This window comes from Enterobacter sp. ENT02, from assembly GCF_019219165.1.
GTDB classification, from domain to species: Bacteria; Pseudomonadota; Gammaproteobacteria; order Enterobacterales; family Enterobacteriaceae; genus Enterobacter; species Enterobacter mori.
Map to the genome: position 1 here is coordinate 42,977 of NZ_JAHUWD010000002.1, position 13,791 is coordinate 56,767.

General features: G+C 57.6%; 12 protein-coding genes. 7 read left to right on the plus strand and 5 right to left on the minus strand.

Annotation, left to right across the window (positions count from 1 at the left end; all coding sequences use genetic code 11):
• Positions 1 to 41 precede the first annotated feature (41 nt).
• Complete coding sequence (locus KW829_RS06155; protein ID WP_218307837.1) at positions 42 to 605, minus strand: fasciclin domain-containing protein; 564 nt, start codon at positions 603 to 605, stop codon at positions 42 to 44.
• A 198-nt stretch (positions 606 to 803) separates the two neighbouring features.
• Between KW829_RS06155 and KW829_RS06160 the strand changes: the two genes are divergently transcribed.
• Both KW829_RS06160 and KW829_RS06165 read left to right on the plus strand, forming a co-directional pair.
• A complete protein-coding gene (locus tag KW829_RS06160; protein ID WP_218307838.1) occupies positions 804 to 2,333 on the plus strand; it encodes a hypothetical protein in 1,530 nt (509 codons plus the stop codon).
• The gene (locus KW829_RS06165; protein WP_218307839.1) at positions 2,330 to 3,457 is read left to right on the plus strand and encodes a T6SS immunity protein Tli4 family protein; all 1,128 of its coding nucleotides are present in this window, start codon (positions 2,330 to 2,332) and stop codon (positions 3,455 to 3,457) included. The genes KW829_RS06160 and KW829_RS06165 overlap by 4 nt, the downstream gene beginning before the upstream one ends.
• 86 nt (positions 3,458 to 3,543) lie before the next feature.
• On the opposite strand, the gene betA is transcribed toward KW829_RS06165, so the two are convergent.
• The 3 genes from betA to betI are packed head-to-tail and all read right to left on the minus strand — an operon-like array spanning position 3,544 to position 7,295.
• Positions 3,544 to 5,208, minus strand: a complete 1,665-nt coding sequence (betA, locus tag KW829_RS06170; RefSeq protein WP_212474161.1) for a choline dehydrogenase — start codon at positions 5,206 to 5,208, stop codon at positions 3,544 to 3,546.
• A gap of 13 nt (positions 5,209 to 5,221) precedes the next feature.
• Positions 5,222 to 6,694 carry a betaine-aldehyde dehydrogenase gene (gene betB, locus KW829_RS06175; RefSeq protein ID WP_218307840.1) on the minus strand — a complete coding sequence of 491 codons (1,473 nt, stop codon included), beginning with the start codon at positions 6,692 to 6,694 and terminating at the stop codon, positions 5,222 to 5,224.
• A gap of 13 nt (positions 6,695 to 6,707) precedes the next feature.
• Positions 6,708 to 7,295, minus strand: coding sequence for a transcriptional regulator BetI (gene betI, locus KW829_RS06180; protein WP_211446267.1), 588 nt, complete (start codon positions 7,293 to 7,295; stop codon positions 6,708 to 6,710).
• Between the two features lie 128 nt (positions 7,296 to 7,423).
• Between betI and betT the strand changes: the two genes are divergently transcribed.
• The 5 genes from betT (at position 7,424) to KW829_RS06205 (ending at position 13,103) form a co-directional block, all read left to right on the plus strand.
• Positions 7,424 to 9,457: a choline BCCT transporter BetT gene (betT, locus tag KW829_RS06185; RefSeq protein ID WP_089599352.1), complete on the plus strand. Its 2,034-nt coding sequence runs from the start codon at positions 7,424 to 7,426 to the stop codon at positions 9,455 to 9,457.
• A gap of 235 nt (positions 9,458 to 9,692) precedes the next feature.
• Positions 9,693 to 10,604: a metal ABC transporter substrate-binding protein gene (locus KW829_RS06190; RefSeq protein WP_218307841.1), complete on the plus strand. Its 912-nt coding sequence runs from the start codon at positions 9,693 to 9,695 to the stop codon at positions 10,602 to 10,604.
• 2 nt (positions 10,605 to 10,606) lie between these two features.
• The gene (sitB, locus tag KW829_RS06195) at positions 10,607 to 11,413 is read left to right on the plus strand and encodes an iron/manganese ABC transporter ATP-binding protein SitB (protein ID WP_010428383.1); all 807 of its coding nucleotides are present in this window, start codon (positions 10,607 to 10,609) and stop codon (positions 11,411 to 11,413) included.
• Positions 11,410 to 12,267 carry an iron/manganese ABC transporter permease subunit SitC gene (gene sitC / locus KW829_RS06200; RefSeq protein WP_218307842.1) on the plus strand — a complete coding sequence of 286 codons (858 nt, stop codon included), beginning with the start codon at positions 11,410 to 11,412 and terminating at the stop codon, positions 12,265 to 12,267. Before sitB ends, sitC begins: the two co-directional genes overlap by 4 nt.
• The gene (locus tag KW829_RS06205; protein ID WP_010428393.1) at positions 12,264 to 13,103 is read left to right on the plus strand and encodes a metal ABC transporter permease; all 840 of its coding nucleotides are present in this window, start codon (positions 12,264 to 12,266) and stop codon (positions 13,101 to 13,103) included. The genes sitC and KW829_RS06205 overlap by 4 nt, the downstream gene beginning before the upstream one ends.
• Here the strand turns inward: KW829_RS06205 and entD are convergent.
• Positions 13,057 to 13,731, minus strand: coding sequence for an enterobactin synthase subunit EntD (gene entD, locus KW829_RS06210; protein ID WP_218307843.1), 675 nt, complete (start codon positions 13,729 to 13,731; stop codon positions 13,057 to 13,059). The genes KW829_RS06205 and entD overlap by 47 nt on opposite strands.
• Positions 13,732 to 13,791 lie beyond the last annotated feature (60 nt).

Consider the following 13,791-nt stretch of genomic DNA (forward strand, 5'->3'; position numbering starts at 1 on the left):
TTTTCCCGGAAGGCAACGTCACACTTCCGAAGTATAGACAACTACTTAGGCATCAGGACGGTATCAATCACATCGATCACGCCATTTTTCTGATGGACGTCATAGGTGCTGATGTTCGCCACGTTACCTTTACCGTCCTTGAGCTGAATATTGTGCGGGCCGTTACTCATGATCCACAGAGACTGACCGTTTACGGTCTTAAGCTCCGCATGACCGCCGCCCTGTTTAATTTTCTGCTCCAGCGCTTTCATATCGTAATTACCGGCGACCACGTGATAGGTCAGGATGCTGGTGAGCAGCGCTTTATTTTCCGGCTTCACCAGATTGTCGACCGTACCCGCAGGCAATTTAGCAAACGCCGCATCGGTCGGCGCAAAAACGGTGAAGGGCCCTTTGCTCTGAAGCGTATCCACCAGCCCGGCCGCTTTGACCGCCGCCACCAGCGTGGTGTGATCTTTTGAATTCACAGCGTTTTCAACAATGTTTTTGATCGGGAACATTTCCGCTCCGCCCACCATCACGGAGCCTGATGTCATGGCCGCTGATGCGCCTGCACAGAAGAGTAAAGCGCTGGATACGAATGCAACACTGAGTAGCTTTTTCATCATTTATCCTCGGATTAAGGAGCAAAGGCGTTGCTCACATACTCACATACGAGGGCAGGGGGGAAAGTGGATGCAGGCAAATGAAAATATTTTTGGAAGGGGGGCAAAGTGAATTTGATAGTTGATTTTGGTTAAGTTCAGCTCGCGGGTTTTATGCGCTAATGCCCTTCTGGATCTCCAATATCAGGAACTTAACTCATGGATGACTCTGAAAATCGTGCTTATCATCGGCCTATCTGGGACGACAATGGACGGTTTCATTATGAATTGATCTCCCAGCCAAAAGAAAATAATTACGTGGCGGTTTGCCTTATGCCGCCGCATAAAATCATTCCGGTTGTTTTTATTCCAGGAGTCATGGGGTCAAATTTAAAAAATAAAGACAACAAAGTCTGGCAGTTCAGTGTCGAATCGCTTAAAAAATGGCCGTTAGCAGGCCCAGAGAAAAGAAAACAGCTTCTGGACCCAAAAACCACATCCGTTGATAACAGCGGGAATATCTTCAATGAGGGGGCAGATGGCAAAAAATTCCCGTCCCGCCGTACACGGGGGTGGGGAAGTGCGTTTTATATGAGCTACGGCGAGGCGCTTGACCGGTTGCAGTACTTGCTCAGTGACGACGATATCCTGTTAGATAATTATTTCCGTGAAGCGCAATTACAAACGGCGCGGCAGCGTTTTACCGGTGTAAGAATCGGTGACGAACCTGCAGAGCAAGTGCTGACGGAAGAAGAAACTGCGCACGGCCACCACTTTTTATACCCGCTTCACGTTTTTGGCTATAACTGGCTACAGTCGAATGCTGATTCGGCGGCGTTGCTTGGCCAATATATCAGCAAGGTTCTGGGGTTATATCACGGTCGTCTCGCGGTGGATAAAGTCATTCTGGTTACCCATTCGATGGGAGGCCTGGTTGCCCGGCATTATTCAGAAAACATGAACGGACAGAGCAATATTCTGGGGATTGTCCACGGGGTGATGCCCGACCTCGGCTCGCCAGCAGCTTATCGACGTATGAAAACCGGCGAACGGGGAATTACCGGGATGATTATCGGGGACAGTGCTGAGAAACTGATGCCGGTGCTGGCCCAGTCTCCCGGTCCGTTACAGCTGCTGCCGGGCAAGGCTTATGGCCCGGGCTGGCTGAAAATCGAAAGCGACATTACGCAGCAGTCTTTGCCGAAGAGTGATCCTTACACGGAAATATACCTGAACAAAACGGACTGGTGGCGACTGTGTGATAAGGATTTGCTGCTGGGGGATACGAATAGTGAGTGGCAAGATTTTGTATACCGGATAAAGAATCCAGTTAAAGAATTCATTGAAAAACTGAACGGCAAATACCACCCGCAGACCTGGCTGTTTTATGGCGCGAGTGCAGACAATAAGTCTGATGCTTTTCTGACGTGGAAAGAACGGCCTGCTCTGCGGCCCGTGCCGGTGATGGGCTATCCAGAGCCATCATCGCCGACATATAGGCAAGATGCAGGAACAACCTTTGAGTTAATTTCCGCAGGAACGCCCGGCGATGGCACGGTGCCAGTAAAGGCGATTCGGACCAGGTCCCCCAGAATTCTTGGGGTACTGGCGACCAATGTTGACCATGAAGGGGCCTATGCCGTTGATCCCGTAGACCGCTCCCGTTCAGTTTACAGCGACTTGTCCGACGCCCTGATGTTCACAGTCCGCTCGGTGGTAAAAATCGTGCAGCAGGTGCCAGCACCATGAAAAAACTCCCGTTTCCCCTGCTTATTCCGCTGGCGATGCTGTTGCTGGCGGCAGGATTCTATACTCACAACTATGTGGCGTTTGTTCATACGCCACCAGAATTGACCGCTAAGGAAAAAAGTATGGTTGATACCCTGTTTGCCTCCACTAAAGCCCAGTGCGTGGGGCGCTATGTGTTTGAGGTTCCATCCTCTTTTGAAAACCCCCGGACCGAAGATGCCAAAATCAATGAGATCAGCATCAGCAGCAAGCGACTTTATCGCCCGGCGTTTGCGCAGCGTATCCGACTGCGAGAGGAGACGCTGAAAAACAGCCATACGGTTGATGCGATGGATCAGCCTTTTCTTAAGCAGGTGCACCGGATCAATGAGAATGCGGTGATATTTGACCGGAATAGAAATGGGAGTGAAGGAGGATATGGCCGCACTCTGGAAGGGCACCTGTATATAGATGGGGTAGCGTTTATCCTCAGTCAGGATATTATCGATTTATCAGATCCTAAATATCAACATGATAAAGAGGATTTTATCAATGCTGGTGTCAGTCTCGGCCATATTAACAACAAACCTCAGAAACTAGCAGAGCTACAGGACTTAATGTCCCGTCTGAGCGGGCGAAAAGATGATGAAATCCCGACACAACCGGGCACCTGTATTTCCGAGGGGTATATCCGCGACGGGAACGGAAAACCAAAGGAAGACATCACCTTTATTTATCCGCACAGTTCGGTCTTTTCTTTTACCGTCTGGAGCAATAATGCTCTGAAAGAAAGCACCACCATGCTGGAGCGAACCGGGGAAATTCAGTCTTATATCAACAGCATTAATGGACGCACGCTGCGTAAGGGTGAAACGCAGATTGCTGGTTTCAAGACCAGTGAATGGTTGATTACGGCCCCGCCGACAAGCTCATCCGATAATCCCTCAGCACAACTCATGTTTACCGCCGTAGCGAATGAGACAAATACAGACTTCATGCATCCCAATCTTGATCTGACGTTAAGCAACGAAATCCCACCCGAAGGAAGCGACACTGCTTTCCCATCAGCCTATAGCGACGCTGAGCTTGTGGCGATCTGGGATCGCATTATCCGCTCTTTTCGTCTCAGGGACAATGCGTTCTGACTGGTGCAAATCCCCGGCGGCGACGTCCGGGGAGTTTAATCTATGAAACTGAGTGCCTAATCATTGTTGAAACGTAGTCAGGCAACTCAGCGTCTGACCGGCGCCCCGTTCGCCACATAATACGCCGCCGTGCTCTTCGCCAGCGGCTCGCGCCCGCGAATGGCGTCGGCTATCTTCTCGCCAATCATGATGGTGGTGGCGTTCAGGTTGCCGGTGATGATTTGCGGCATGATCGACGCATCCACCACGCGCAGCCCTTCCAGCCCGTGAACGCGGCCTTCGCCGTCGACCACCGCCATCTCGTCGTAACCCATTTTGCAGGTGCCACACGGGTGGAAGGCGGTTTCGGCGTGGTTGCGCACGAATTCGTCCAGCTGCTCGTCGGTCTGGCACTCGACGCCCGGGCTGATTTCGCGACCGCGGTACTTGTCCAGCGCGGGCTGGTGCATGATCTCGCGGGTAATGCGGATCGCGTCGCGGAACTCCTGCCAGTCCTGCTCGTGGGACATATAGTTGAACAGAATTGCCGGATGCTGGTGCGGATCGCGGGATTTAATCCGCACGTGGCCGCGGCTCGGGGAACGCATGGAGCCGACGTGGCACTGGAAGCCGTGCTCTTTTACCGCGTTCGAGCCGTTGTAGTTAATCGCCACCGGCAGGAAGTGGTACTGGATGTTCGGCCACTCGAATTCTTCGCGGCTGCGGATAAACCCGCCCGCTTCGAAGTGGTTGCTCGCGCCCACGCCGGTGCCGCCAAACAGCCACTCGGCGCCAATCTTCGGCTGGTTCCACCACTGCAGGGCAGGGTAGAGGGAGACCGGCTCTTTGCATTCGTACTGGAGGTACATCTCCAGGTGATCCTGCAGGTTTTCGCCCACGCCGGGCAGGTCGTGTACCAGCGGAATATCGAACTGCTTCAGCAGCTCCGCGTTGCCCACGCCGGAGCGCTGCAGGATCTGCGGGGAGGCAATGGCCCCTGCGCACAGCAGAACCTCTTTGTTCGCCGTCGCTTTGGATGGGATAGTGCTTTCGCCTTCGAGCCACTCGACGCCCACGGCGCGTTTGCCGTCAAAGACAATATGATCGGTCATGGCGTGGGTGCGGATGGTCAGGTTCGGACGCGGCTTCGCCTGGTCCAGATAGCCGCGCGCGGTGCTGGCGCGTCGGCCCTGCGGCGTCACCGTGCGGTCCATCGGCCCGAAGCCTTCCTGCTGATAGCCGTTGAGATCCTCAGTGCGCGGATAGCCCGCCTGCACGCCGGCTTCGACCATCGCTTCAAACAGCGGGTTCACGCCCGGTTTCGAGGTGGTGACGCTCACCGGGCCGTCGCCGCCGTGGTAGTCGTTCGGGCCCACGTCGCGCGTTTCCGCCTTGCGGTAGTAGGGCAGGCAGTTGAGGTAGCTCCAGTGTTCAAGGCCCGTTTCTTTGGCCCAGTTGTCCAGATCCATCGCGTTACCGCGGATGTAGCACATGCCGTTTATCAGCGACGAGCCGCCCAGCCCTTTGCCGCGTCCGCACTCCATGCGGCGGTTGTTCATATACGGCTCTGGCTCGGTTTCATATGCCCAGTTGTAACGCTTGCCCTGCAGCGGAAACGCCAGCGCGGCGGGCATCTGGGTGCGGAAGTCAAAGCGGTAATCCGGCCCGCCCGCCTCAAGCAGCAGGACGGTGGTATTCGGATCTTCAGTCAGTCGCGTTGCCAGTACGTTGCCGGCAGAGCCGGCCCCGATAATGATGTAGTCAAATTGCAAATAAACCTCCCGGTTAAAATATGGACTGGAATTTACCCATCTCAACCTGGATGGACTTCACCTGGGTGTAGCTCTGGAGCGTCATCACCCCGTTCTCGCGGCCAATGCCGGAGTGCTTGTAGCCGCCCACCGGCATTTCTGCGGCGGATTCACCCCAGGTGTTGATCCAGCAGATGCCCGCTTCAAGCTGGTGAATGGCGCTATGCGCGCGGTTCAGGTCGGCAGTGACGATGCCCGCCGCCAGTCCGTAGTCGGTGTCGTTGGCGCGGCAGATCGCTTCTTCATCGGATTCATAGGAGAGGATGGACATCACCGGGCCGAAGATCTCTTCGCGCACGATGGTCATCTCGTCGGTGCAGTCGGTGAACACGGTCGGGGCGACCCACGCGCCGTTATCAAAGCCGTCACCTTTCAGCACGTCACCACCGCACAGCACGCGCGCGCCTTCCTCTTTACCTTTGGCGATGTAGCGCAGCACGCTGTCGCGGTGCGGGAAGCTGACCATTGGGCCGAAGTTGGTGCGTTCATCGAACAGATCGCCCGCGCGAATACGGCCCACGCGCTCAACGATTTTCTGCTCAAACGCGGCCTTGAACGTCGCGGGCACGAACACGCGGGTGCCGTTGGTGCACACCTGGCCGGAGCTGAAGAAGTTCGCCATCATGGCGATGTCCGCCGCCAGATCCAGATCCGCATCGTCAAAAATAATGAGCGGGGATTTGCCGCCCAACTCCATCGTCACCTCTTTCAGGGACGAGGCCGCCGAGTTGGCCATCACTTTCTTGCCGCTGGCGACGCCGCCGGTGAAGGAGACTTTCGCAATGCCCGGATGCTCGGTCAGGTACTGTCCGGTCTCCGCGCCCACGCCTGGCAGGACGTTAAACACGCCGTCCGGAACGCCCGCTTCGGTGTAGATCTCGGCAAGCTTCAGGGCAGTGAGCGGGGTCACTTCGCTCGGCTTGAAGATCATCGCGTTGCCCGCCGCCAGCGCCGGGGCGGATTTCCACAGGGCGATCTGGATCGGGTAGTTCCACGCCCCGATGCCCGCCACCACGCCCAGCGGCTCGCGGCGGGTGTAGACGAATGAGGTCTCACGCAGCGGGATCTGGCTGCCTTCCAGCGCCGGGATCAGCCCCGCGTAGTATTCCAGCACGTCCGCGCCGGTGACGATGTCGACGGTTGAGGTTTCGGAATACGCTTTACCGGTGTCGAGGGTTTCCAGCTTCGCCAGTTCGTCGTTGCGCTCGCGCAGGATATCGACGGCGCGACGCAGAATGCGCGAGCGCTCCATGGCGGTCATCGCCGCCCAGATTTTTTGCCCGCGTTTTGCGCTTTCCACGGCGCGATCGACATCTTCTCGCCCGGCGGCCTGTACGGTCGCCAGAACTTCACCGTTGGCCGGGTTGATGGTCTCGAAGGTGCGACCGCTGGTGGCGGATGTATAACCACCATTGATATAAAGCTGCTGTTCTGCCATTCGGGACATAAATCCTCCTCGGTTATTCGGTCGGTAAATGCTGGCTGATAAAGTGGCTGGTAAGCGACTGGGCCAGCGTCTTATCCAGCGGTTTGCCGCTCAGGGCTGCGCGCAGCCACAGCCCGTCAATCAGCGCCGCCAGCCCGTAGCCCGCCTCCTGCGCCTGTTCGCGCGGCAGCTCGCGGCGGAACTCGTACACCAGGTTCGACAGAAGACGGCGGCTGCTCACCTGCTGCAGGCGGTAGAGCATCGGCTGGTGCATGCTGCTCGCCCAGAAGGCCAGCCAGGCCTTCATCGCCGCGCCACTGGTCTGGGTTTCATCAAAGTTGCCGCCGACAATGGCCTGCAATCGCTGCTCCGCGCTGGCGTCCGGCAGGGCGTGCAGACGACTCAATACCGCGTCGCGAAGCTGGCCGGTGATGTCGCGCATGGTCGCTTCCAGCAGACCGTTTTTGTCTTTGAAGTAATGGCTGATGATCCCCGTGGAAACGCCCGCCCGACGGGCGATCTGCGCGATGGTCGCGTCATGCATTCCCACTTCATTAATTGCTTCCAGCGTGGCGTCGATAAGCTGCCTGCGCCGGATTGGCTGCATCCCCACTTTGGGCATTTTTGCCACTCCATTCATCAGCGTTGGTAATACATTAAAGCGGTTTTTGATTGGACGTTCAATATAAAATGTGTCTTAATTGTTGCGGATTTGGATTTCAATAGTTACAAAAACAGTGGGGATACTGGATGACAGACCTTTCACAGGACAGAGAAAAAGACAAAATCAACCCGGTCGTTTTTTATACTTCCGCCGGGCTGATTTTGTTGTTTTCCCTGACGACCATTTTCTTTCGTGATTTTTCTGCCGAGTGGATTGGGCGCACCCTGAACTGGGTGTCGAAGACCTTCGGCTGGTACTATCTGCTGGCGGCGACGCTCTATATTGTCTTTGTGGTTTGCATTGCCTGCTCGCGCTTCGGGTCGGTGAAGCTCGGGCCAGAGCAGTCCAAGCCCGAGTTCAGCCTGCTGAGCTGGGCCGCGATGCTGTTTGCCGCAGGCATCGGCATCGACCTGATGTTCTTCTCCGTGGCGGAACCGGTCACGCAGTATATGCAGCCGCCGGAAGGGGCAGGGCAGACGATGGAGGCCGCGCGCCAGGCGATGGTCTGGACGCTGTTCCACTACGGCCTGACCGGCTGGTCGATGTACGCCCTGATGGGCATGGCGCTCGGATACTTTAGCTATCGTTATAATTTGCCCCTCACCATCCGCTCTGCGCTGTATCCGATTTTCGGGAAAAAAATTAACGGCCCGATTGGCCACAGCGTCGACATTGCGGCGGTGATCGGCACCATCTTCGGTATCGCGACGACGCTCGGGATTGGTGTGGTGCAGCTCAACTACGGGCTGAGCGTGCTGTTTGATATCCCGGATTCGATGGCCGCCAAAGCGGCGCTGATTGCGCTTTCCGTCATTATCGCCACCATTTCGGTGACGTCTGGCGTTGATAAGGGCATCCGCGTGCTGTCCGAGCTGAACGTGGCGCTGGCGCTGGGACTGATCCTGTTCGTGCTGTTTATGGGCGACACTTCGTTCCTGCTCAATGCCTTAGTGCTCAACGTGGGCGACTACGTGAACCGCTTTATGGGCATGACGCTGAACAGCTTCGCCTTCGACCGCCCGGTAGAGTGGATGAACAACTGGACGCTGTTCTTCTGGGCGTGGTGGGTCGCGTGGTCGCCGTTTGTCGGCCTGTTCCTCGCGCGCATTTCGCGTGGCCGCACCATTCGTCAGTTCGTAATGGGTACGCTGATTATTCCGTTCACCTTTACCCTGCTGTGGCTATCGATTTTCGGCAACAGCGCGCTGCACGAAATTATCCACGGCAATGCGACCTTCGCGCAGGAAGCGATGGCGCACCCGGAGCGTGGCTTCTATAGCCTGCTGGCGCAGTATCCGGCGTTTACTTTTAGCGCCTCGGTGGCGACCATCACCGGTCTGCTGTTTTACGTCACCTCGGCGGATTCCGGCGCGCTGGTGCTGGGGAACTTCACCTCAAAGCTGAAGGACATCAACAGCGACGCGCCGAACTGGCTGCGCATCTTTTGGTCCGTCGCCATCGGCCTGCTGACGCTCGGCATGCTGATGACCAACGGTATCTCTGCGCTGCAGAACACCACTGTGATCATGGGTCTGCCGTTCAGCTTCGTGATCTTCTTCGTGATGGCCGGGCTGTATAAATCGCTCAAGGTGGAAGATTACCGCCGCGAAAGCGCCAACCGCGACACCGCGCCGCGACCGCTGGGGGCGCAGGATCGCCTGAGCTGGAAGAAACGCCTCTCACGCCTGATGAACTACCCCGGCACGCGCTATACCCGACAGATGATGGAGACGGTGTGTTACCCGGCAATGCAAGAGGTGGCGCAGGAGCTGAAGCTGCGCGGTGCCTACGTAGAGCTGAAAAACCTGCCGCCGGACGAGGGGGAGAACCTGGGGCACCTGGATCTGCTGGTGCACATGGGCGACGAGCAGAACTTTGTCTATCAGATCTGGCCACAGCAGTATTCGGTACCCGGCTTTACCTACCGGGCGCGCAGCGGGAAGTCGACCTACTACCGGCTGGAGACCTTCCTGCTGGAAGGGAGCCAGGGGAATGATTTGATGGATTACAGCAAGGAGCAGGTGATTACGGACATTCTGGATCAGTATGAACGGCACCTGAACTTTATCCATCTGCACAGGGAAGCGCCTGGGAATAGTGTGATGTTCCCGGATGTTTGATTGATGACAAACATTTGTCATTAACAATTCAGCCGTCTTTCTTGCCGGGTAGCGCTGCGCTTACCCGGCCTACAAAACTGCTTTTCGGTAGGCCTGATAAGCGAAGCGCCATCAGGCTCGCCTTTCATTGACACAACTTTAATGATAACCATTTTCATTTAAATATAGCCTGTGCTATACCTTATAGCACGGGCTAATTTTGCTTTGAATTTAATCACCTCAGGAGACTTCTGCGATGCACCCACGGCAAGGATTGAAGCGTCTGTTGCTCGGCGCGCTGCTCATTACTGCGACCACGACCGGCGCGCTGGCGGCTGAAAAGTTTCAGGTTATCACCACCTTTACCGTTATCGCTGATATGGCGAAAAACGTGGCGGGTGACGCCGCAGACGTGACGTCCATCACTAAGCCGGGCGCTGAAATTCACGAGTACCAGCCTACCCCGGGCGATATAAAACGCGCACAGAAGGCGCAGCTGATTCTGGCGAACGGCATGAATCTGGAGCTCTGGTTCCAGCGCTTTTATCAGCACCTGAGCGGCGTGCCGGAAGTGATTGTCACTAACGGCATTACGCCGATGGGGATCGGCGAGGGGCCGTATAACGGCAAGCCCAACCCGCACGCGTGGATGTCGCCGGATAACGCCCTGATTTACGTCGATAACATCCGCGACGCGTTGGTGAAGTACGATCCGGCCAACGCACAGACCTATCAGCGCAACGCTGAAGCCTACAAGCAGAAGATCACCGCCACTCTCGAACCGCTGCGTAAGCAGGTGGCGGAGATCCCGGAAGACAAGCGCTGGATGGTAACCAGCGAAGGTGCCTTCTCCTATCTGGCGCGGGATCTGGGGATGAAAGAGCTTTACCTGTGGCCGATCAACGCCGATCAGCAGGGCACGCCCCAGCAGGTGCGCAAGGTGATCGACCAGGTGAAAAAACATCATATCCCGGCGGTGTTCAGCGAAAGCACGGTCTCCGATAAGCCCGCGCGTCAGGTGGCGCGGGAAACCGACACCCACTACGGCGGCGTGCTGTACGTCGACTCACTGAGCGCGCAAAACGGCCCGGTGCCGACCTATATCGATCTGCTGAACGTCACCACCCGCACGCTGGTACAGGGCATCCGTGACGGCATGAAGGAGTAACCATGCACGAGGGGATTGTTGTTTCAGACGTCACCGTGACCTACCGCAACGGCCACACGGCGCTGCGCGACGCGTCGTTCAGCGTGCCGGGCGGATCGATTGCCGCCCTGGTTGGCGTGAACGGTTCTGGCAAATCCACGCTGTTTAAGGCGGTGATGGGCTTTGTGCGGGCGGCGAGCGGCACTATCACCATTCTGGGGCTGCCGCCTCACCGGGCGCTGCGCCAGAACCTGGTCGCTTACGTGCCGCAGTCGGAAGAGGTTGACTGGTCGTTTCCGGTGCTGGTCGAAGATGTGGTGATGATGGGCCGCTACGGGCACATGGGGTTTCTGCGTCGGCCCAAAGATCGCGACAGACAAATCGTGACCGACGCCCTGAAGCGTGTGGATATGCTCGAGCTGCGCCATCGGCAGATTGGCGAGCTGTCCGGCGGGCAGAAGAAGCGCGTGTTTCTGGCCCGGGCGATTGCCCAGCAGGGCGAGGTGATCCTGCTCGACGAGCCGTTTACCGGCGTGGACGTCAAAACCGAAGCCAGGATCATCAGCCTGCTGCGCGAGCTTCGCGACGAGGGCAAAACGATGCTGGTCTCGACCCATAACCTGGGCTCGGTCTCGGAGTTTTGTGATTACACGGTGATGGTCAAGGGCACCGTTCTGGCGAGCGGCCCGACGGAAACCACCTTTACCGCCGAAAATCTCGAGCGCGCCTTTAGCGGCGTGCTGCGCCATGTGGTGCTCAGCGGCTCGGAAGATCGCATTATTACCGACGATGAACGCCCCTTCGTGACGCACCGACAGGAGGCAAAATGAACGCGCTTCTCGAACCCTTCGGCTACGAGTACATGCTCAACGCGATGTGGGTCTCGGCGATGGTGGGCGGGCTGTGCGCGTTTCTCTCCTGCTATCTGATGCTTAAAGGCTGGTCGCTGATCGGCGATGCGCTGTCGCACTCCATCGTGCCCGGCGTGGCGGGAGCCTACATGCTCGGGCTGCCGTTCTCGCTGGGGGCGTTCCTGTCGGGCGGGCTGGCGGCGGGCAGCATGCTGTTTCTCAACCAGCGCAGCCGCCTGAAGGAGGATGCCATCATCGGGCTGATCTTCTCCTCCTTTTTCGGGCTCGGGCTGTTTATGGTCTCGCTCAACCCGACATCGGTGAACATTCAGACCATCGTGCTCGGCAATATTCTGGCTATCGCCCCGGAGGATATCGTTCAACTGGCGATTATCGGCGTGGTGTCGATGGTTATCCTGCTGTTCAAATGGAAAGATCTGATGGTGACCTTTTTTGATGAGAACCACGCCCGCGCCATCGGCCTGCGTCCTGAACGCCTGAAAATCCTCTTCTTTACCCTGCTGGCGGTCTCTACCGTGGCGGCGCTGCAAACCGTCGGCGCGTTTCTGGTGATCTGTCTGGTGGTCACCCCCGGCGCGACCGCGTGGCTGCTGACCGACCGCTTTCCGCGCCTGCTGATGATTGCGGTCGCCATTGGCAGCATCACCAGCTTCCTCGGCGCGTGGGCCAGCTACTATCTGGACGGCGCGACCGGCGGCATTATCGTCGTGGCCCAGACGCTGCTGTTCCTGCTGGCGTTCGTCTTTGCGCCGCAGCACGGGCTGCTCGCCAGCCGCCGTCGGGCGCGTCAGACGCAGGAGGCACAGCCATGATGGCGCTGCTTCTCGACCCTTTCCAGTTTGCGTTTATGAACAACGCGCTGCTGATTTCACTTCTGGTGGCCGTGCCCTGCGCGCTGCTGTCGGTTTTTCTGGTGCTGAAAGGCTGGGCGCTGATGGGCGACGCCATGAGCCACGCGGTGTTTCCCGGCGTGGTGCTGGCGTGGATGATGGGCCTGCCGCTGGCGCTGGGGGCGTTTGTAGCCGGGTTGTTCTGCGCGGTCGCCACCGGATACCTGAAGGATAACAGCCGAATCAAGCAGGATACGGTCATGGGGATCGTGTTTTCCGGCATGTTCGGCGCGGGCCTGATCCTTTATATCGCCGTCAAACCCGAGGTGCATCTCGACCACATTCTGTTCGGCGATATGCTGGGCATTAACGGGATGGACATTCTGCAAAGCGGGATCGTGGCGGGGCTGATCGCGCTGGTGATTGGCCTGAAGTGGCGCGACTTTCTGCTGTTCTGCTTTGATTACCAGCAGGCGCAGGTGAGCGGGCTGCGCACCCGCTGGCTGCACTACGGCTTACTGTGCATGGTCTCGCTAACCATCGTGGCGACGCTGAAGGCGGTGGGGATTATTCTGTCAATTTCGCTGCTGATTGCCCCCGGCGCGGTGGCGGTGCTGATCACCCGACGCTTCCACATGGCGCTGCTGGTCGCGGTCGCCGTTTCAGCCCTCGTGTCGGTAAGCGGTGTATATGCGTCGTTTTATCTCGACAGCGCGCCTGCGCCGACCATCGTAGTGCTGTTCGCAATGGTGTTTATCGTGACGTTCGGGGTCACCAGCGTGAAGGCCCGTCGGCAGGAGAGCGTGACAGCAGGGTGATCGCCTGTTCACCCTGCTGTTGCCAGTGAAGGGTGAAGGCTGCGCCTTCGTTAAAGCCTGCCAGTTGACGAGTCAACGCCAGCGTAAGCGTCTTATCGTCAAGCTTTGTCACCCGGGCGCTGTCAAACCCCATATAGGCCTGCACCCGTGGAAAGAGGGCTTTAAACAGGCTCTCTTTGGCGCTAAACACCAGCGTCAGTGCAAGGGCGAACGGGTATCCCGAGCGGGAAAGCACAGGCTCTTCCTGCACATCGATGATCCCATCCTTTATTTCTCTGGCTTCGTTTTCGGGAAGTATCGCTTCGCAATCGATGCCGATAAGCGCCTGTCGCTCACGGACCACGACCGCCATGGCCTGCGTGCCGCTGTGGGTGATGCTGCCGGAAATACCGTCCGGCCAGAGCGGTTCGCCGCTGGTGCCGATGCCGGGAATGGGGTGATCCGGTAAGGCGTGCGCGGCGGCGATGCGTCCGGCAAGATGGTCGGCTTTGCGTTTGCGTCCGGCATCAGCGAGCTGCTCGTGATGCGGAAGCCAGAGGAGATCTGCGTCGGTGAAGGTGGCGGGGTCGAAGGTGACGTGATGGACGGTGTGGCCGGCGAGAATGAACGTGCGGTGGGTGGTGTGCATGTTTTTCCTCTTTAATTATGCGGCCTGATGCCCTCACCCCGACCCTCTCCCACAGGGAGA

What these genes read in the sequence shown, in the direction of transcription:
- betT (WP_089599352.1), top strand. Translation starts at nt 7,424, where the DNA reads ATGACAGACCTTTCACAGGACAGAGAAAAAGACAAAATCAACCCGGTC.
- betI (WP_211446267.1), bottom strand. Translation starts at nt 7,295, where the DNA reads ATGCCCAAAGTGGGGATGCAGCCAATCCGGCGCAGGCAGCTTATCGAC.
- KW829_RS06155 (WP_218307837.1), bottom strand. Translation starts at nt 605, where the DNA reads ATGAAAAAGCTACTCAGTGTTGCATTCGTATCCAGCGCTTTACTCTTC.
- KW829_RS06205 (WP_010428393.1), top strand. Translation starts at nt 12,264, where the DNA reads ATGATGGCGCTGCTTCTCGACCCTTTCCAGTTTGCGTTTATGAACAAC.
- KW829_RS06190 (WP_218307841.1), top strand. Translation starts at nt 9,693, where the DNA reads ATGCACCCACGGCAAGGATTGAAGCGTCTGTTGCTCGGCGCGCTGCTC.
- entD (WP_218307843.1), bottom strand. Translation starts at nt 13,731, where the DNA reads ATGCACACCACCCACCGCACGTTCATTCTCGCCGGCCACACCGTCCAT.
- betB (WP_218307840.1), bottom strand. Translation starts at nt 6,694, where the DNA reads ATGTCCCGAATGGCAGAACAGCAGCTTTATATCAATGGTGGTTATACA.
- sitB (WP_010428383.1), top strand. Translation starts at nt 10,607, where the DNA reads ATGCACGAGGGGATTGTTGTTTCAGACGTCACCGTGACCTACCGCAAC.
- KW829_RS06160 (WP_218307838.1), top strand. Translation starts at nt 804, where the DNA reads ATGGATGACTCTGAAAATCGTGCTTATCATCGGCCTATCTGGGACGAC.
- sitC (WP_218307842.1), top strand. Translation starts at nt 11,410, where the DNA reads ATGAACGCGCTTCTCGAACCCTTCGGCTACGAGTACATGCTCAACGCG.
- KW829_RS06165 (WP_218307839.1), top strand. Translation starts at nt 2,330, where the DNA reads ATGAAAAAACTCCCGTTTCCCCTGCTTATTCCGCTGGCGATGCTGTTG.